Below are 18,427 nucleotides of genomic sequence, written 5' to 3'. Positions count from 1 at the left end.
TGTGGCCGCTTTCGTGCCGGAACACCCTTACGGGCGGGTGATGGCCGCCAGCATCAGCTCGCGGATCTCCGCAGCGATCTCGTCGACCGCGAGCGGCGGCCGGTGCGCCTGCCACTCGCGCAGCAGCCCCGTGATCGCCCCCACCAGCGCGATGGCCGTGAGCCGGTACGACCGCTGAGGTGCCACGCCTGCGGCCGCCGCCCGCAGCGCCTCGGACTCGATGAACTCCGCCCACGTGTTCACCCAGCGGACGTGCTGCTGCTCGATCTCCGCGTTCACACCGACGGCCTCGACGTAGTTCAGGCGCGGCGCACGCGGATCGGCCGTCACGCTGCGCACGAACACGTCCAGCAGCGTGGTGATCCGGGTCGCCACGTCGGCGCCCTCCAACTCGGTCAGCGCCGTGCGGACCCGCGTGAACGCCGTCGCGTTGATCAGGTCGTGCAGGTCGCGCAGCAGGTCCTCCTTCGACGCGAACTCCTCGTAGAAGTTGCGCGTGGAGACACCGGCCTCGGTGCACAGCTCGGAGATCCTGGTGGCCGCGAAACCCGTGCTGGTGAACAGCTGCAGACCCGCCTGCAGCAGCTTCGCCCGGCGCTCCGCCTTGCGCTGCTCGGGTGAGATGCCGCCGTAGGCACGGGCCACGGAGAGTGCTCCAATCTGGTAACTGGGCTTGTCAGATTACGTCGGCGCAACCTTCCGCGCACCCCAGGCGTCTAGACCTTTGCGCGGGGGCTCAGCTGCCCGTCGCGCTGGGGATCAGGGCGGGGCAGCCTCCGGTGAGGTAGCCGGCGTTGTACTCGAAATGCCACTGCTCGTTTTCGTAACGGCGGCACCAGCCGAGGGTGCTGCCGTTTTTCTCGACCCATTTCGCGGATTCGATCGGCTGAATGTCGACGGCGAACCCGATCACGTGCATCGAACGGTCCGGTGGATTCAGCACGTACTTCGACGCGAGTTCCGCGTTCCCGAACTTCTCGACGGCCTCGTCGAACTCCGCCTGCTGCTGCCCGCGGCTGCGCTTGCCGTCGTTGAGGCAGAGCTTGACGCCCTGCTCAGAGGCCTGAGCGCGCACCTTCAGCCACGCCTGCAACACCTCGGGACGCAGGCCTTCCGGCTCCTCGTCGAAGTAGCGGGCGTCGATCGGGCACTTCGGCCCCTCCGGCGGCCCCGGCACTTCCTCGACAATCGCGAGCGGCTTTCCCGGATGGCGGTCGAACACGAGCGTCAATCTGCCCAGGTAACCCAGCGCGCCGCCGGCGGAAACCACGAGTGTGACGATCAGGAGCACGCCGAACACGACGCGTCTGGAGGTCTTGGACATGATTCGAATAATACGTCCGGGCGCAACCTCGTCTGTCAGCAACCCGTAACAGTCCGTCGGCAGCTGTGTACCGGTGAACGTGGCGAGCGCCACATCCATTCGGCCCAATCATGCTTTCGGTGGAGCGATCAAATGTGATCGGTGAACAGATGCTGGCCCCTTTCGCTGCCCCGAAACATGATGGCAACATCTGCGTCGGCCGAGAACCGGCCCGTTTTTGTGAGGTCTCAGGAGGACCGCTTTCATGTCCGGCCGCATTTGTGCGTTCGTTGCTCTGTTCGTGTCGCTTTTCGCCTTCACCGGCACCGCGCAAGCCGCCCCCGCCCCGTCTTCTGCTCGGGGTGGAACCGCGCTGATCCTCTCGGCCCAGTACTCGGAGTTCGACGGCGGCGCCTTCAAGGCGACCGTCCTGACCTGCGAACGAGGTGACCAGCACCCGCGCAGGGCCCTCGCCTGCGCGACGCTGGCCTCGGCAGGCGCAGACCTGCAGACCATGCAGGCGGACGGCAGGGCGTGCACGTTCCACTACGCACCCGTCGAGGTCGCGATGTTCGGTTTCTGGCGCGGTGAGCCCGTGAACGAGGTGCACACCTACCCGAACTCGTGCGTCATGCTGGCGCACACCGGTGCCCTCTTCGATTTCTAGGGATCGATCACGGCACCGAAATAAAAATGTGGAGCGGGGCGCGGCAGGGGCGCCCCGCTCCACATTTTGTTGCACCCGGAATGAGGGTTGCGCCGAATGGCGGCGGACCCGCGCGGTATGCGAGGGTTGGATCATGGCCGCCGCTCCGCGCTTCCCGCTGCTCCACTGGACGACCATCACCCCCGTGCTCGGCCTCGTGCTGCTCGCCGCGACCTGGGGCCGTGACCTGGGGGGCGTGCTCGTCGCGCTCGTAGCCCTCGTCCTCGCCGCGACTGTGCTCGCCGCCGTGCACCACGCCGAGGTCGTCGCGCTGAGGGTGGGGGAGCCGTACGGGTCGCTGGTCCTCGCGGTCGCGGTGACGATCATCGAGGTGGCGCTGATCGTCACGCTGATGGTGTCCGGCGGGCCCGAGGCGTCGTCGCTGGCGCGCGACACGGTGTTCGCCGCGGTCATGATCACCACGAACGGCATCATCGGCATCTCGCTGCTGCTCGGGGCGTTGAAGCACCACACGATCCTGTTCAACGCGGAGGGCAGCGGCGGCATGCTCGCCACGGTGATCACGCTCGCCACCCTCACCCTGGTGCTGCCGACGTTCACCACCACGACGCCCGGCCCCGAGTTCTCCGGCCCGCAGCTGGCGTTCGCCGCGATCGCCTCTCTCGGCCTGTACGCGATGTTCGTGTTCACCCAGACCGTCCGGCACCGCGACTTCTTCCTCCCCGTGGACGAGGACGGCGTGATCGAGGCCGACGAGCACGCCGAGGCGCCGTCCGGCAAGGCCGCGCTCACCTCGCTGGGCTTCCTGCTCGTCGCGCTGATCGCCGTGGTCGGCCTCGCGAAGATCGAGTCGCCCGCGATCGAGGCGGGCGTGCGCGCCGCCGGGTTCCCGCAGTCGTTCGTCGGTGTCGTCATCGCCCTGCTGGTGCTGCTGCCCGAGACCATCGCCGCCGCGCGCGCCGCGTTGCGCGACCGGATCCAGACCAGCATCAACCTCGGCTACGGCTCGGCGATCGCGAGCATCGGCCTGACGATCCCGACGATCGCGCTGGCGACCATCTGGCTGGACGGGCCGTTGATGCTCGGTCTCGGCTCGACGCAGATGATCCTGTTGCTGCTGACGGTTCTGGTGAGCGTGCTGACCGTGGTCCCGGGTCGTGCGACGCGTCTGCAGGGTGGCGTCCATCTTGTTCTCTTGGCGGCGTTCTTGTTCCTGGCTGTGAACCCCTAGCGCCGGGATCAGTCCCGGTCGTGTGATCCGTTGTGCCCCGGTTTGTCCGACTCCTACGTTCGTGGGATGGTGCGTCGCAGGGCATTTCTGCAAACAGCCGCTCTAGGAGCTGTGTCGGCATTGGCCGGCAAGTCCACAATGGACGTCCAGCTGATCAGGCCAGGCGACGCCGTCTACAGAGACGCCAAGCTCGGCTACTTCACGCAGTACGACGCACAACGTCCCAGTGCGATCGCCCGCGTGACCACACCGGCGGATGTCCAGCGCTGCATGGAGATCGCGCGCACGGAGAAGTCGCGGATCACCGCCCGGTGCGGTGGCCACAGCTATCCGGGTTACTCCACGGCGGACGGTGCGCTGGTCGTCGACGTGCGCGGTCTCAACCGGATCGACGTCCGGCCGGACGGCACGGCCGAGGTCGGCGCGGGCGTGCTGCTGATGGACCTCTACATCGCGCTGGCGAACGCCGGGCGGATGATGCCGGCGGGCACGTGCGCGACGGTCGGCGTCTCCGGGCTGACGCTGGGCGGCGGCATCGGCGTGACCGCCCGCCAGTTCGGCCTCACCAGCGACCGGCTGGTCAGCGCGCGGATCGTGACGCCCGACGGTGTGCACCGCACGGTGTCGGCCGCGGAACATTTCGACCTGTTCTGGGCATTGCGCGGCGGTGGTGGCGGCAACTTCGGGATCGTCACGTCGTTCGTGTTCCGCACCGAACCCGCGCGCAACCTCACGACGTTCACGCTCGTGTTCCCCTCGGCGTCCTTGCCGTCGCTGCTCAGCGCGTGGCCGGACTGGCAGGGGCACGGCGCCGGACGCCCTCACCTCGACTGTCGGCGTTGGCAGCGGCGCGAACCCGTACGTCGAGGTCGGCGGCTGTTTCGTCGGCACGCCGGTGAACCTGAAGCCGTTGCTGGACGACCTCGTTCGTCGCGTCGGATCGCAGCCGACCTCCCGCCGTGAGACCGAGCAGGGTTTTCTCGCTGCGATGGAACGGTTCGCGTGGTGCCGGGTCAGCGACGGATCGTGCCGCCCGAGCTGGAATGGAGGAGGTGGTTCGCAGTCGCGCGGCAGCTATGTGGCGACGTCGCGGATGCTGACCACGCCGATCAGCGATCCGCAGAAGCTCGCGGACATCTTCAAGAACACCCCGAACTCGTACAACATGATCGACGCGCTGGGCGGCGCGGTCGGACGTGGCCCGGCCACGGCGTTCCCGCATCGCGGCGCGCTCGCGAGCATCCAGGTCGAGCTGTCGTTGCAGGCAGGGGAGGCGGACGCGCGGCGGGCCATGGGGGTGGCGCGCGATGAGCTCGGCAAGATGTTCGGCGCCAACGGGTACGTGAACTACCTCGATCCGCAGATGCCGAACTGGGCGAGCGCGTACTACGGCTCGTCGCTGACCCGGCTCCGGGACGTCGCACGGAAGTACGACCCGGATCGGGTGTTCGCCTTCGCCCAGGGCCTCGTGTGAATCCATAAAGCCGAACGGACTATTGTCCTGTTGCGGCGTTCGGCCCTACATTGCGGTAACGCCGGTTACCACAAAGGGGTCCAATGATGCAGCTCCGTGCCGTGCTCACCGCCGTCCTGTTGTTGTTCACCCTGGTCACGCCCGCTTCCGCGGTCGCACCAGGTGAACTGGTCAGCAGCAGGGAGGTGGCGTGGCACCCGGAGCCGCTCAGGCTGCTACCGGCTCCCGTGAAGGCCTACGACATCCGCTACCGCTCGACGACCGCGACCGGCACGTCCACCGTCGTGTCCGGCATGGTGCTCGTGTCGCCGCTGCCGTGGAACAACGGCCCGCGGCCGATCGTGGCGTACGCGATGGGCACGCAGGGCATGGGCGACCAGTGTGCGCCTTCGCGGCAGCTGCAGAACGGCACCGAGGTCGAGATCGCGTTCCTCGCGCAGGCGATGTTCAACGGCTGGGCGGTCGCGGTGACCGACTACGAAGGCCTTGGCACGCCAGGGGATCACACCTACGCGGTGTCCCGTTCGGAGGGACGCGCGCTGCTCGACGTGGCGCGGGCCGCCAGCGGTGTTCCCGGGCTGTCCGCGGACGCGCCGGTCGGCGTTTTCGGTTACTCGCAGGGTGGTCAGGCCGCGTCGTCCGCCGCCGAGCAGTGGAAGTCTTATGCGCCTTCGCTGAACGTCGTCGGTGTCGCCGCCGGCGGTGTGCCGGCCGACCTCAACGCGGTCGCGAAGTTCAACGACGGCAACGCCGGTGCGGGCCTGGTGTTCGCCGCGGCCGCCGGATATGCCGCCGCCTACCCGGAGCTGCCGTTGTCCTCGGTGCTCAACGCCCGCGGCAAGCAGGTCGTCGACCGCATCCGCGAGGCGTGCGTCGCCGAGATCGCTCTGGTGGCACCGTTCACGCGCCTCAACTCGCTGACGACCACGCCGGACGTCATCCAGAACCCGTTGTGGCAGCAGAGGTTGAAGGAGAACACGCTCGGCTCGGTCAAGCCCGCCGCGCCCGTCTACCTCTACCACGGCACGCTCGACGAGCTGATCCCGTTCGGCGTCGGGCAGAAGCTGCGCTCGCAGTGGTGCTCGCAGGGCGCCGACGTGCAGTGGACCGCGCTGCCGCTGCTCGGGCACGTCACCGCGGTCAGTGCGTGGGGCTCGAACGCGATGCTGTGGCTCGGCGACCGCTTCGCGGGGAAGCCGACCCGCCCTAACTGCTGATCAACGCCGCGGCCAGCGCCGTGAAGTAGGTCCCTCCCGCGAGGAAGCCGTGTGCCAGCGGGAGGGGCCTCCTCGTCGTGAAGGTGGCCTCCTTCGCCGCCTGCCAGTAGGCGTTGCCGGGAGCGCCGGGATTGCGTCGCCGCCAGCCCCTGGTCAGCAGGGTGTCGCCGAGGCCGTTGCCGACGTTGAGCACCGCCCAGGCGATCCACGCCAGCGCGACGACGTCCGCGGCGACGAAGCCGATCCAGAGTCCGAGGCCGGTCAGCATCACCGCCAGGTGGAAGAGCGCGAGCCGTTGTCTTCGCGCCTTCAGCATGTACAGCCCCAGAAGGCTGTTGAGAACCCAACCGATGAGAGCGACGACGGCCATGTCTGCACGGTACTACGATCGTAGTGCCCAGTCACTACGTTTATAGTGGGGTCGTGACCTCGAACCGGGAACGTGCCCTCGCCGCCGCGGTCGACCTGCTCGGCACCGAGGGCCTGCGCGGCCTGACCCACGCGCGCGTGGACGACCGCGCGGGCCTGCCGAAGGGGTCGACGTCCAACTACTTCCGCAGCCGGGCCGCCCTGCTCGACGGCGTCGTGGACTGGATGGTGCGCAAGGAGACCCCGGAGGTGGCCGCCACGCTCAAGCCCGCCACGCCCGACGACCTGGTGGACGAGCTGTGCCGGCTGTACGAGTACATGACCGGCCCGAACCTCGTCGCGACCAAGGCGCGCATGGTGCTGTGGATGGAGGCCGCGACGAACCCTCAGGTGCGCCAGGCGTTGCTGCGCGGCCGGGCCACGATGGCGTCCATGCTCGTGCCCGCGCTCGCGGGTCTCGGCGCACGGGATCCGCTGGCCGCGGCGGACGCTCTCGGCGCGTGCGTGCAAGGTGTGTTCCTGCAACAGTTCGCGCGGGGCGAGGCGATCGATCCGCGGCCGATGACGGAGATCATCGTCAGGGGTGCTCTGGCGCGGGGAACCGCCGCCGGAACGTGAACGCGTCCGCGGTCGGGCCCTGCTTGACGAGTTCGAGCCTCGCGAGGCCCTCCTCGGTCGTGGGCCGATGCCCGGCCGGCACCCACCACATCACGTCCAGGGCGCTGTCCGGGTCGAACCACTGCTTGGTGCGCTTGAGCGCCTCGAGGTGCACCCCGCTGAAAGCGAAGGCCCACAACGCCTCCACCGACTCCCACACGCTGAGGTTGAACGCCTCCCGCATCGGGTCCCTGCCCAGCCGGACGAGATCGTCCATCATCCGGTCGGAGGTCGGCCGCCACACGAAGCCGGGGGCCTGCTGCGCCAGGTCGTTGATCGCCTGCACCCGGCTCACGAACCCACGCATCCTCCAGTGGTCGAACTCCCACCGCCCGGTCGAGATGTTGGCCTGTGCCAGGTGGAAGGCTCCCATGCGCCCACTCTGACATGATCGGCCCATGAGGTGTGTGGTGCTCGACGACTACCAGGGCGTGGCGCTCGCGAACGCGGACTGGTCAGGCCTCGACGTGACGGTGCTGCGTGACCACCTGGACGATCCGGCCCCGGAGCTCGCCGAGGCCGAGTGCGTCGTGATCATGCGCGAACGGACCCCGTTCGACGCGGCCCTGTTCGCGCGACTGCCCCAGCTGCGGCTGCTGATCACCAGCGGCATGCGCAACGCCTCGATCGACCTGGCCGCGGCCCGCGAGCACGGCGTCACGGTCTGCGGCACCGGCAGCGCCAAGACCCCGCCGACCGAGCTGACCTGGGCGCTGATCCTCGGCCTCGCCCGCCACCTGGCCGCCGAGAACGCGGCCTTCCACGCCGGCGGGCGGTGGCAGAGCACCGTCGGCGTCGACCTCGCCGGCCGCACGCTCGGCCTGCTCGGGTTCGGCAACCTCGGCAAGGCCGTCGCGCGCGTGGGCAAGGCGTTCAGCATGGACGTCGTGGCGTGGAGCCCCAACCTCACCGCCGGCCGCGTCGACCCCGAGGGCGTCCGGCTCGCCTCCGGACTGCACGACCTGTTGGCGCAGAGCGACTTCGCGTCCATCCACCTCGTGCTGAGCGACCGCACCCGCGGCCTGGTCGACGCGGCCGCGCTGGCCTGCCTGAAGCCCTCGGCGTTCCTGGTCAACACCTCGCGCGCACCGATCGTGGACGGTCCCGCGCTGCTGGAGGTGTTGCGGGAGAAGCGGATCGCCGGCGCGGGCCTCGACGTGTTCGAGGTCGAGCCGCTGCCGTTGACCGACGAGCTGCGCACGTTGCCGAACGTCCTCGCGACCCCGCACCTCGGGTACGTCACCGAGGCGAACTACCGCACCTACTTCACCGAGGCCGTGGAGGACATCCACGCGTTCGTGGCGGGTGAACCGATCCGGACGCTCTAGCGGCACGTTACCTACCGGTAGTAAGTTCAGCGGCATGACGCCGGACGCCTCCGCGCACATCGATGTCGCCGCCTCGCCACAGCGGGTGTTCGACCTGGTCAGCGACCTTCGCGGGCTCAGCGGGTGCGCCGAGGAGTACTCGGGCGGCAAGTGGCTGAACGCCGCCGGTCCGCGCGTCGGTGCCCGGTTTCGCGGCATCAACAAGCGCGGCTGGCGGAGGTGGCCGACGACCTCCACGGTGACCGACTGCTCCGCGACGAGGTTCGCGTTCGAGGTGAGGTCGCTGGGGCTGGCCGTGTCGCGCTGGCAGTACGACATCGAGCCGACCGGCGACGGCTGCCGGGTCACCGAGTCGACGTGGGACCGCCGGCCCGGCTGGTACGTGCCGATCACGCAGCTGGCGACCGGGGTGCGCGACCGCGCTGTGACGAACCAGCGCAACATCGAGGCGACGCTGGCTCGCCTGAAGCGGATCGTCGAGTCCGCTTGATCGTTCCTGTCCTCTTGCGGGCAACCGGACAGAAACGCTCACATTTTCACTCACACTCCAACATGCCTCAACAGCACTGATCAGGGCGTTGAGCTGCAGACATCGGAGGACCGGAACTAGGTCCGGTCGCGTTGAGTCATTGAAAACGCTCTCATCAGCGTGGGAACGTGGTCAAACGACGGTTGACACCCTCGTAACGCCAGCGTTCAATCCCCGTCAAATATCCTATAGGATCAGAGATCCGAGGAGTTGGCGTGGCGAAGGTCCGACGAGCCGAGGCGTTCCAGGTCGACGTTCCGGTGGAGACTCTGCGCACCGACGCGGTCCAGCAGTTCATCAAGCAGGAGACCGTCTTCGTCGAGATCGAGACCGACGACGGGCTCACCGGCCTCGGGTACGCCTACACGATCGGCACGGGCGGCAGCTCGGTTCTCGCACTGCTGAGGGACCACCTGCTGCCCCGGCTCGAAGGTGCGGACGCGCGGCGGATCGAGCACGTCTGGCGTGACCTGTTCGCCTGCACGCGGTCCACCACGGTCGGCGCCATCACGTCGCTCGCGCTCGCGGCCGTGGACACCGCGCTGTGGGACCTGCGGTGCCTGCGCGCCCAGGAACCCTTGTGGCGCATGGCGGGCGGCTTCCGCCACACGGTGCCCCTGTACGACACCGAGGGCGGCTGGCTGCATCTGAGCACTGGGGAGCTCGTTGCGGGCGCCAAGGAGACGGCCGCGCAGGGCTGGCAGGGCATCAAGATGAAGGTCGGCAAGCCGGATCTGACGGAGGACGTCGAACGCCTGCACGCCGTCAGGGACGCGGTCGGGGAGCGGTTCGCGATCATGGTCGACGCCAACCAGTCCATGACATCGGCTGAGGCGATCCGGCGGGCGGACGCGTTCCGGAACGTCAACCTCACCTGGCTGGAAGAGCCGCTGCCCGCTGACGACGTGAGCGGGCACGAACGCCTCGCGAAGGCCACCAGCATCCCGATCGCGGTGGGGGAGTCGCTGTACTCCGTGGCGCAGTTCCGCGAGTACCTCGAACGCGGTGCGGCCTCGATCATCCAGGTCGACGCGGCCCGGATCGGTGGCATCACACCGTTCCTCAAGGTCGCGCACCTCGCGGAGGCGTTCAACGCCGACGTCTGCCCGCACTTCCTGATGGAGCTGCACGTCAGCCTCGCGGCGGCGTTGCCCAACGGGAGGTTCGTCGAGTACATCCCGCAGCTGCGCGCGATCACCAAGAGCGAGATGACCGTCCGAAATGGACACGCGCTCGCTCCCGAAGCACCGGGTCTCGGTATCGACTGGGACCGCGACGCGATGGACGACCTGCGCGCCAATTGATCGAACGCTGCCTGAAAACACCGCCGGAAATCACAAAGGAGTGGTCTTGAGAGCGTTAGGTGTCGTTGCCGGCCTGCTCGCGTCGCTGATCGCGGTCCCAGCAGCAGTGGCCCAAGCACCCCAGGTGCAGCAGCAGACCGCGGCCAAAGCCGAGAAGCCGTACATGGGCTGGAGCAGCTGGACGTTGCAGGCGACCAACTACCCCGGGGTGAACCCGGACGGTCCCGCCAGCTGGTTGAACGAGAAGAACGTGCTGGCACAGGCGGACGTGCTGGCGGCGCGGTTCAAGAAGGCCGGCTACGACCACGTGAACGTCGACGCGGGCTGGCTCGGCTCGTTCGACGAGTACGGGCGGCCCGTGGTGGACGCGAAGAAGTTCCCGCGCGGCTTCAAGTGGCTGGGCGAGTACATCCACGGCAAGGGGCTGAAGTTCGGCTCCTACCTCGCGGTCGGCCTGGACCCCAAGGCGTACAACGACGGCAAGACGCCGATCTTCAACGCGCCGGGCTGCACCACCAAGGACGTCGTGTACCCGGACCTGCGCAAGACCAACGGCTGGGACTCGTCCTACAAGATGGACTTCGCGAACCCGTGCTCGCAGAAGTACATCGACTCCCTCGCCCAGACGCTCGCGGGCTGGGGCGTGGACTTCCTCAAGCTCGACGGCGTCGGCCCCGGCAGCTTCCGCGGCGGTGAGCGCTACGACAACACGACCGACGTGAAGGCGTGGAACTCCGCGCTCAAGAGCACCGGCCGGCCGATCGAGTTCCTCATCTCGTGGGCGCTGAGCCACCGCTACGCCGACGTGTGGAAGGCCAACACCAACGGCTGGCGCGTCGACACCGACGTCGAGTGCTACTGCGACACGCTCGTCACCTGGAACCAGTCGGTGAAGCAGCGGTGGAACGACGTCGTGCAGTGGATCGACGACGCGGGCCCCGGCCACTGGAACAACCTCGACAGCGTCGCCGTCGGCAACGGCCAGATGGACGGGCTGACCGAGGCCGAGCGGCAGAGCTACATGACGCTGTGGTCGATCTCGTCCTCGCCGCTCTACATCGGCGACGACCTCACGAAGATCGACGACTACGGCTACCAGCTGCTGACCAACAACGAGGTCATCGCGATCAACCAGGCCGGCGTCCCGGCGCGTCCGGTGGACCAGTCCACCGACCAGCAGGTCTGGTACGCCCGCAACCGCGACGGCAGCTACACCGTGGCGCTGTTCAACCTCGGCTCCAGGCCCGCGAAGGTGACGGCCGACTTCGAGCAGCTCGGCATCGGCGGCAAGGCGAAGGTCCGCGACGTGTGGGCCAAGAAGGACCTCGGCCAGAAGTCGGACTCCATCACCGAGGAACTGCCGGTGCACGGCTCGAAGCTGTTCACCATCACGCCGCGCACCTCGGTCGCACCCGGTGTCGTGCAAGGCACCGCGGCCACCCCGAACAGCGTTTCCCTGAAGTGGTATGGAAAGGCCGGCGTCCGGTACGACGTCTACGCGGGCAAAAAGAAGGTCGCCACCACCACCGACACCAAGGCGACCGTCACCGGCCTCACCCCGGCGACCTCCTACGAGTTCACCGTCGTGCAGAACGGCGCCCGCTCGAAGCCCGTCAGCTACGTGACGCCGCAGGAGAGCGTGACGTACGAGGCGGAGAAGGGCAGCCCCGGCGGCGGCGCGACCGTCTACGGCTGCGCCTGCTCGGGCGGCAGCAAGGTCGGCTACATCGGCGGCAGCGGCACCATCACGATGCCGACGGTCGTCGCGCCACGGGAGGGCACCTACCTCGTCGAACTGGCCTACATCTCCGCCGACGCCAGCAGGACCGGCGTCGTCACGGTGAACGGCACCAGCTTCAAGCTGCCCGTCGCCGGGTCGAACGACGACGACTGGAACACGCCCCAGAAGGTCACCGTGCCGATCTACCTGTTGAAGGGCAACAACACCATCCGGATCGGCAACCCGGACGACTCCGTGTTCGACGTCGACAGCATCCGCATCTAGGACCAGGAGGTGCCGTGGTGACTACCGTGCAAGACGCAAGCGCCCAGGTCGTGCGTGGACCTGCCACCACGGCGCCTCCGCCCCCGCGCAGGCGCAAGGGCCCCGCCTCGCGGCGCAACGACACGTGGGTCGCGTGGCTGCTCGTCACGCCCGCCGTCCTCGGGTTCGGCGTCTTCTTCGCCTACCCGATGCTGCGCGGCGTCTACCTGAGCTTCACCGAGTTCCACATCCTCACCCCGCCGGTCTGGACGGGCCTCGAGAACGTCCAGCAGCTGATCGGCGACAACCGGTTCTGGCACTCGCTCGGCGTCACGGCGTACTTCGTGGTGCTGACCGTGGTCCTGGGCGTCGGCGTCTCGCTGCTCACCGCCGTCGTGCTGCACCGGCTGGGGGTCGGCACGACGGTCCGCGGGCTGATGATCCTGCCGTTCCTCATCTCCGGTGTCGTCACGGCGCTGGTGTGGACGTGGATGCTCGACCCGCAGCTCGGCATCGTGAACCAGCTGATCACCTGGATCACCGGTGAGCCCGTCATGTTCTTCAGCTCGGACGCGTGGGCGGTGCCGACGCTGGCCGCGCTCAACGTGTGGAAGTCCATGGGCTACAACGCCGTTCTCATCTTCGCGGGCCTGCAGACCATCCCCGCGACGATCTACGAGGCCGGCCGGATCGACGGGGCGTCGGAGTTCCAGATGTTCCGCTCGCTCACGTTGCCGCTGCTGCGGCCGATCCTGGTGATGGTCGTGATCCTCAACGTGATCAACGCGACCCAGATCTTCGACATCGTCCAGGTCAGCACCAAGGGCGGACCGGCGGACGCGTCGCTCGTGCTGCAGATGTACATCTACGACAAGGCTTTCGGCCAGTTCGACTTCGGTTACGCCGCGACGATGTCGCTGGCCCTGTTCCTGATGCTCGTCGCGGTGACCTTCACGCAGATGCGGATGGCCCGTGCCAGCGAGTCCGACACCAACTGAGGAGGCCAGATGAACCTCTCGATGAAACTCGGCAGGGGCGTCGCCTGGGGCTACCTGGTCGTCGTGCTGCTGGTCACGATCTTCCCGTTCTACTGGATCGTGCGGACCGCGCTGTCCAACAACTTCGCGATGTCGACCGACCCGTCGTCGTTGCTGCCGGTGCACTTCACGTGGGGCCCGTTCAAGCGCGCGCTCGGCCTCGCGACGTCCGCGGAGGCGGCGGCGGAGAACGGGTCGGGTGCCAGCATCGACCTGGCGCTCGCGCTGTGGAACTCCGTTGTGTACGCGGGTCTTCTGACGCTCTTCACGGTCGTGTTCTCGGCGCTGGCCGCCTACGCGTTCGCCCGGTTGCGCTGGAAGGGTCGCGAGCTCGTGTTCGGCGTGCTGCTGACGGCTTTGATGGTGCCTTCGGTGTTCACGCTGCTGCCGAACTTCGTGCTGATGAAGGACCTGGGGCTGCTCAACACGTTCGGCGGCATGATCCTGCCGGGCGCGTTCTTCTCCGCGTTCAACATCTTCTTCCTGCGGCAGTTCATGCTCGGGCTCTCCAACGAGGTCGAGGAGGCCGCGATCATCGACGGCGCCGGGCCGTTGCGCGTGTGCTTCCGGATCGTGCTGCCGATGAGCATCGCGCCGATGGCGACGTTGACGCTGCTGCAGTTCATCACCACCTGGAACGACTACTTCTGGCCGTTGCTCGTCACCAACGACGAGTCGGTCCGCCCGCTCACCCTCGCGCTCGCGGTGTTCAAGCAGTCCTCACCGCAGGCGTCGCTGGACTGGGCCGGCCTGATGGCGGCGACGCTGGTCGCGGCGCTGCCGATGTTGCTGCTGTTCCTGGTCTTCGGGCGGCGGCTGGTCAACTCCATCGGCTTCACGGGGATCAAGTGAGACTGCACTGGCCGTCGGCTGCGGCGGAGTGGACCGAGGCGCTGCCCGTGGGCAACGGCCGTCTCGGCGCGATGGTGTTCGGCGGGACCGGGCGGTCCCGCGTGCAGGTCAACGACGCGACCGTCTGGTCGGGCACCGCGGACGGGCCTGCCCGCGCCCTGTCCGACGTGCTGGCCACCGGTGCCGGCCCTGATCGGCTCGGGCAGGTGCGGGAGGCGGTCTTCGGCGGGGAGCTGGGGCGGGCCACCGAGCTGCTGATGTCGTTCGAGGGCCCGTACAGCCAGACCTTCCTGCCGTACGTGGACCTGTGGATCACGTTGCCCGAGGGCGAGTCGCACGGCCGTACGCTCGATCTGGGCACCGGTGTGGTCACCGAGCGGATGACCATCGACGGCGTGGACGTCGTGCGGCGCGTGTGGGCCTCGGAAACCGCGCTGTGCGTGGAGATCACCGGCGCGGTGCCCACCGATGTCGAGATCTCGACGCCACTGCGCGAGGTCTCCCGCGACGGGCTCGACCTCGTGATCGAGATCCCCGTCGACTCGGCACCCCGGCACGAACCCCAGGTCGAGGCACCGGTCTACGGCGCCGGCGAACGCGGCACGGTGACGGTCAAGGTCACCGAGGGCGAACGGTGGCTGCTCAGGCACCGGTCTACGGCGCCGGCGAACGCGGCACGGTGACGGTCAAGGTCACCGAGGGCGAACGGTGGCTGCTCACGCTCACCAGCTCCACCACCACCGAGTCGCGGTGGAAGGGCCGGCGGCACGGCGACCACATGACGCTGATGGACGCCTGCGAGGTGCGGTTCGGGCAGGTCCCCGAGGTCGTGGACGTGCCGGACCTGCTGACCGGCAAGGACGAGCAGCTCATCGCGTCCGTGCTCTTCACGTACGGCCGCTACCTGCTGGTCTCGTCGTCACGGCCCGGCGCGCCGCCCGCGAACCTCCAGGGCCTCTGGAACGCCGACCTGCGCCCTGCCTGGTCGTCCAACTACACGATCAACATCAACACCCAGATGAACTACTGGGCCGCCGAGGTCACCGGGCTCGCCGAGTGCCACGACCCGTTGCTGGAGCTGCTGGAGAAGCTCGCGGTGACCGGCGGTGAGGTGGCGCGGGAGCTGTACGGGGCGCGGGGCTGGGTCGCGCACCACAACACCGACGCGTGGGGCTGGGCGTTGCCGGTCGGCATGGGCCACGGCGCGGTGTCGTGGGCGATCTGGCAGATGGGCGGCGCGTGGCTGGTCCAGCACGCCTGGGACCACTACGACTTCGCCCGCACCTGGTCCACTTTGGAGCGTGCGTGGCCGTTGCTGCGCGGCTGTGCGGAGTTCTGCCTCGACTGGCTCGTCGAAGGGCCCGACGGCTACCTCGACACCTGCCCGTCGACCTCGCCTGAGAACTGGTTCCTCGTCGACGGCCGGCCGCAAGCGCTGACCTGGTCCGTGACCATGGACGTGACACTGATCCGCGCCGTGTTCGAACGAACCCTGGCGCTCGCACTGGCTTCGGGTCGCGCCGACCCGCTGGTCGCGGAGATCTCGGCCGCGCTGCCCCGCCTGCGGCCGTTCCCGGTCCTGGACGACGGCCGGCTGGGGGAGTGGGCCTACGACCTGCCCGAGGAGGACCCGACGCACCGGCACATGTCGCACATGGTGTCCGTCTACCCGCTCGGCCAGATCGTTGCCGGCACGGAGCTCGGCGACGCCGCCGTGGAGGTGCTGGACCAGCGCGGCAACGGCGCGATGGGCTGGTCGTGGGCCTGGAAGATGGCGCTGCGGGCCCGGCTGGGCGACGGCGAGACCGTGCGGTCGCTGCTGTCGGAGGCCTCGCAGCCCTTCACCGGCGACCGGCACCGCGACGCACCGGTCGACGGATCCGAGTGGGGCGGCCTGCTGCCGAACCTGTTCAGCACGCACCCGCCGTTCCAGATCGACGGCAACTACGGCTTCACCGCCGCGCTGGCCGAGGTCGTCGTGCAGAGCCACACCGGCGTGATCGACGTGCTCCCGGCGCTGCCGTCCGGGTGGTCCAGCGGCTCGGCGCGCGGACTGCGGTGCCGCGGCGGGCTCTCCGTCGACGTCACCTGGCAGGACGGCGACGTGACCGTGCGGGTGCGGCGGTTGTCCGGGGACGCCGCGGAGTTCGTGCCGGTGAGCATCGGTGGCGAGGTCACCGAGGTGGTCGTGAGCGATGTCGTGGACGTGCGCGGGAGGATTTCGTGCTGACCGATCTCGGGTTGGAAGAGCTGTGGGAGTACCGCAGCTCCTATGTGCGGCCGGACGACTTCGACTCGTTCTGGGACTCGACGCTGGCCGAGGCGCGGGCGATAGACCTGGACGTCGAGGCCGTGCCGGTGGACACGCCTCTCAAAACACTCGACGTCTACGACGTGTCGTTCGCGGGCTTCGGCGGCGAACGGATCCACGCGTGGCTGCGGACCCCCAAGGGACAGCAAGGACTTCCCGCCGTCGTGCAGTACCACGGCTACGGCGGCAACCGGGGCAGCGCGGTCGAGAACCTGACCTGGGCCAGCGCCGGGTTCGCGCACCTGCAGGTCGAGGTGCGCGAGCAGCGCGGCGGCGCGGGGTTCATGACCCGCGGCATCGCCGACCGCTCCACCTACTTCTACCGCCGCGTCTTCACCGACGCAGTGCGCGCGGTCGACGCCGTGCGCGCCTTGGGTTCCGCGGACGTCGCCGTGATCGGCAACAGCCAGGGCGGCGGCATCGCGCTCGCCGTCGCCGGGCTCGTGCCGGACCTCGCCGCCGTCCACTCGCAGGCGCCGTTCCTCTGCGACTTCCGCAGGGCGCTGAACGTCTGCGGCCGCCCGCCCTACACCGAGCTCACCAGGTACATCGCCGACAACCGGCGTTCCGGCGTGTTCCCCGCACTGTCCTATTTCGACGGTGTGGGGTTCGCCGCCAGTGCCACCGCCCCCGCGTGGTTCTCGGTCGGCCTGATGGACGACATCGTGCCGCCGTCCACCGTGTTCGGCGCCTACCACGCCTACGCCGGACCCAGGGAGATAGCTGTCTGGGAGCACAGCGCCCACGAGGCGGGCGGCTCCGACGACCTCGACATCGCACTCGACGCCTTCCGATCCCGCCTTTTGGAGAAGCCATGAAAATCGCCGCCGCTGCCCTGGTAGCAGCAACAGCCCTGGTGGTCGCGGGCTGCGGGAGTTCCGACACGGGCTCCGGCAGCAACACCGTGAACTGGTGGACCTGGGACGACAAGCAGGCAGTCGCCTACGGCGAGTGCGAGAAGGCGTTCGAGGCCGCCAACGCCGGTGTCGACGTGAAGATCACCCGCTACAACGTCGACGACTACTTCACCAAGCTCACCGCCGGGTTCGTGGCCGGCACCGCGCCGGACGCGTTCCAGAACTCCGTGCAGTTCCTGCAGGCCTACGCCTCGCAGCACCAGCTGATGCCGCTGGACGACCTCATCGCGAAGTCCTCTGTGGACATGAAGAAGTACTCGGTCGGCGTCGACACCTGGAAGTTCACCGACGGCAAGCAGTACGCGTTGCCGCTGGACTGGGCCGCGTCCGCCTTCTACTACAACGCCGACATGCTGGCCAAGGCCGGTGTGGCGGAGGCCGACGTGCAGAACCTGTCCTGGAACCCCGACGACGGCGGCGCGTTCGACAAGGTCGTCGCGAAGCTGACCGTGGACAAGAACGGCAAGCGCGGCGACGAACCGGGCTTCGACAAGAACCAGATCGCCACCTACGGCATCGGCGCGATGGCCGGCCGCAGCTTCATCGGCGAGACGAGCTGGGCGCCGTTCGTGAACACCCTCGGCTGGCGCATGGGCGACAAGGACCAGTGGCCCAGCAAGTTCAACTACACCGACCCGCGCTTCACCAAGACGATGAAGTGGGTCCTGTCGCTGACCGACCGCGGCTTCTCCCCGAAGCTCGGCACGTTCACCACCGGCAACCAGTCCACGATCTCCGACATCGACCTGATCGGCTCCGGCAAGGTCGCCATGACCATGGGCGGCTCCTGGTCGGCCTCGGGCTTCGGCAAGATCCCCGGCGTCAAGGTCGGTATCGCTCCGACCGTGCTGGGCCCGGAGGGCAAGCGGTCCGTGCTGTCCAACTCGAACGGCAACAACATCTGGGCCGGCACCAAGAACCCCGACCTGACCTGGAAGTGGGTCAGCTACATGGGCAGCGAGGAGTGCCAGACCAAGGCGGGCGCCACCGGCACGTTCTTCCCGTCGATCCCCGCCGCCATGGACAGCACCGTGACCTCCATGAAGTCGCAGGGCGTCGACCTCACCGTGTTCAACCAGTACGTGAAGGACGGCGTCCTCTTCCCTTCCACCGCCTACGCCAACGGCTCCGCGGTGCAGTCCGCCGAGCAGCCGCTGTTCGAGGCGTACTTCGCAGGCCAGCGCTCCGACGACGTGTTCGCGGAGATGGAACGCGTCTCGCAGGAGATACTGGCCAAGAACTGACGG

General features: G+C 68.4%; 20 protein-coding genes. 16 read left to right on the top strand and 4 right to left on the bottom strand.

Going from position 1 to position 18,427, the window contains the following annotated elements; translation table 11 throughout:
• Nucleotides 1-27 precede the first annotated feature (27 nt).
• Nucleotides 28-645 (bottom strand): TetR/AcrR family transcriptional regulator, encoded by a 618-nt coding sequence (locus tag ACSHWB_RS42785; protein WP_439659039.1) that lies wholly within the window; start codon nt 643-645, stop codon nt 28-30.
• A 91-nt stretch (nt 646-736) separates the two neighbouring features.
• Entirely contained in the window at nt 737-1,324 is a 588-nt protein-coding gene (locus tag ACSHWB_RS42780) for a D-alanyl-D-alanine carboxypeptidase family protein (protein WP_439659038.1), read from the bottom strand.
• A 244-nt stretch (nt 1,325-1,568) separates the two neighbouring features.
• Here ACSHWB_RS42780 and ACSHWB_RS42775 point away from each other — a divergent pair, with 244 nt between their 5' ends.
• The 5 genes from ACSHWB_RS42775 to ACSHWB_RS42755 all read left to right on the top strand — a co-directional run bounded on the left by ACSHWB_RS42775 (nt 1,569) and on the right by ACSHWB_RS42755 (nt 5,892).
• On the top strand, nt 1,569-1,970 hold the full coding sequence (locus tag ACSHWB_RS42775) for an SSI family serine proteinase inhibitor (RefSeq protein WP_439659037.1): 402 nt from the start codon (nt 1,569-1,571) through the stop codon (nt 1,968-1,970).
• A gap of 133 nt (nt 1,971-2,103) precedes the next feature.
• A complete protein-coding gene (locus ACSHWB_RS42770; RefSeq protein WP_439659036.1) occupies nt 2,104-3,201 on the top strand; it encodes a calcium:proton antiporter in 1,098 nt (365 codons plus the stop codon).
• A 111-nt stretch (nt 3,202-3,312) separates the two neighbouring features.
• Nucleotides 3,313-4,164 carry an FAD-binding oxidoreductase gene (locus ACSHWB_RS42765; RefSeq protein WP_439659035.1) on the top strand — a complete coding sequence of 284 codons (852 nt, stop codon included), beginning with the start codon at nt 3,313-3,315 and terminating at the stop codon, nt 4,162-4,164.
• Nucleotides 4,165-4,189: 25 nt separating this feature from the next.
• A complete protein-coding gene (locus tag ACSHWB_RS42760) occupies nt 4,190-4,675 on the top strand; it encodes a BBE domain-containing protein (protein WP_439659034.1) in 486 nt (161 codons plus the stop codon).
• 86 nt (nt 4,676-4,761) lie between these two features.
• Nucleotides 4,762-5,892, top strand: a complete 1,131-nt coding sequence (locus tag ACSHWB_RS42755; RefSeq protein WP_439664772.1) for a lipase family protein — start codon at nt 4,762-4,764, stop codon at nt 5,890-5,892.
• Here ACSHWB_RS42755 and ACSHWB_RS42750 read toward each other — a convergent pair.
• A complete protein-coding gene (locus tag ACSHWB_RS42750; protein ID WP_439659033.1) occupies nt 5,882-6,262 on the bottom strand; it encodes a hypothetical protein in 381 nt (126 codons plus the stop codon). The two genes, ACSHWB_RS42755 and ACSHWB_RS42750, sit on opposite strands and share 11 nt — an antisense overlap.
• Nucleotides 6,263-6,315: 53 nt before the next feature.
• Between ACSHWB_RS42750 and ACSHWB_RS42745 the strand changes: the two genes are divergently transcribed.
• Nucleotides 6,316-6,879, top strand: coding sequence for a TetR/AcrR family transcriptional regulator (locus ACSHWB_RS42745; protein ID WP_439659032.1), 564 nt, complete (start codon nt 6,316-6,318; stop codon nt 6,877-6,879).
• Here the strand turns inward: ACSHWB_RS42745 and ACSHWB_RS42740 are convergent.
• Nucleotides 6,839-7,291 carry a DUF3291 domain-containing protein gene (locus ACSHWB_RS42740; RefSeq protein ID WP_439659031.1) on the bottom strand — a complete coding sequence of 151 codons (453 nt, stop codon included), beginning with the start codon at nt 7,289-7,291 and terminating at the stop codon, nt 6,839-6,841. The genes ACSHWB_RS42745 and ACSHWB_RS42740 overlap by 41 nt on opposite strands.
• Nucleotides 7,292-7,316: 25 nt before the next feature.
• On the opposite strand from ACSHWB_RS42740, the gene ACSHWB_RS42735 reads away from it, so the two are divergent.
• The 10 genes from ACSHWB_RS42735 to ACSHWB_RS42690 all read left to right on the top strand — a co-directional run bounded on the left by ACSHWB_RS42735 (nt 7,317) and on the right by ACSHWB_RS42690 (nt 18,424).
• A complete protein-coding gene (locus ACSHWB_RS42735; protein WP_439659030.1) occupies nt 7,317-8,246 on the top strand; it encodes a D-2-hydroxyacid dehydrogenase family protein in 930 nt (309 codons plus the stop codon).
• Nucleotides 8,247-8,280: 34 nt separating this feature from the next.
• Nucleotides 8,281-8,736, top strand: coding sequence for an SRPBCC family protein (locus ACSHWB_RS42730; RefSeq protein ID WP_439659029.1), 456 nt, complete (start codon nt 8,281-8,283; stop codon nt 8,734-8,736).
• A 254-nt stretch (nt 8,737-8,990) separates the two neighbouring features.
• Nucleotides 8,991-10,079, top strand: a complete 1,089-nt coding sequence (locus ACSHWB_RS42725) for a mandelate racemase/muconate lactonizing enzyme family protein (protein ID WP_439659028.1) — start codon at nt 8,991-8,993, stop codon at nt 10,077-10,079.
• Between the two features lie 46 nt (nt 10,080-10,125).
• Complete coding sequence (locus ACSHWB_RS42720) at nt 10,126-12,084, top strand: alpha-galactosidase D (protein ID WP_439659027.1); 1,959 nt, start codon at nt 10,126-10,128, stop codon at nt 12,082-12,084.
• A gap of 26 nt (nt 12,085-12,110) precedes the next feature.
• Nucleotides 12,111-13,061 (top strand): carbohydrate ABC transporter permease, encoded by a 951-nt coding sequence (locus ACSHWB_RS42715; RefSeq protein WP_439659026.1) that lies wholly within the window; start codon nt 12,111-12,113, stop codon nt 13,059-13,061.
• Nucleotides 13,062-13,070: 9 nt separating this feature from the next.
• Nucleotides 13,071-13,952, top strand: coding sequence for a carbohydrate ABC transporter permease (locus tag ACSHWB_RS42710; protein WP_439659025.1), 882 nt, complete (start codon nt 13,071-13,073; stop codon nt 13,950-13,952).
• Entirely contained in the window at nt 13,949-14,635 is a 687-nt protein-coding gene (locus ACSHWB_RS42705) for a glycoside hydrolase N-terminal domain-containing protein (protein ID WP_439659024.1), read from the top strand. The genes ACSHWB_RS42710 and ACSHWB_RS42705 overlap by 4 nt, the downstream gene beginning before the upstream one ends.
• Nucleotides 14,587-16,182, top strand: a complete 1,596-nt coding sequence (locus tag ACSHWB_RS42700) for a glycosyl hydrolase family 95 catalytic domain-containing protein (RefSeq protein WP_439659023.1) — start codon at nt 14,587-14,589, stop codon at nt 16,180-16,182. Before ACSHWB_RS42705 ends, ACSHWB_RS42700 begins: the two co-directional genes overlap by 49 nt.
• Entirely contained in the window at nt 16,176-17,081 is a 906-nt protein-coding gene (locus tag ACSHWB_RS42695) for an acetylxylan esterase (protein WP_439659022.1), read from the top strand. The genes ACSHWB_RS42700 and ACSHWB_RS42695 overlap by 7 nt, the downstream gene beginning before the upstream one ends.
• Nucleotides 17,078-18,424: an ABC transporter substrate-binding protein gene (locus ACSHWB_RS42690; protein ID WP_439659021.1), complete on the top strand. Its 1,347-nt coding sequence runs from the start codon at nt 17,078-17,080 to the stop codon at nt 18,422-18,424. The genes ACSHWB_RS42695 and ACSHWB_RS42690 overlap by 4 nt, the downstream gene beginning before the upstream one ends.
• The last annotated feature ends 3 nt before the right edge of the window (nt 18,425-18,427 follow it).

The organism is Lentzea sp. HUAS TT2 (genome assembly GCF_051853195.1).
Classification (GTDB): Bacteria; Actinomycetota; Actinomycetes; order Mycobacteriales; family Pseudonocardiaceae; genus Lentzea.
This window is presented reverse-complemented; position numbering and strand designations above follow the sequence as displayed.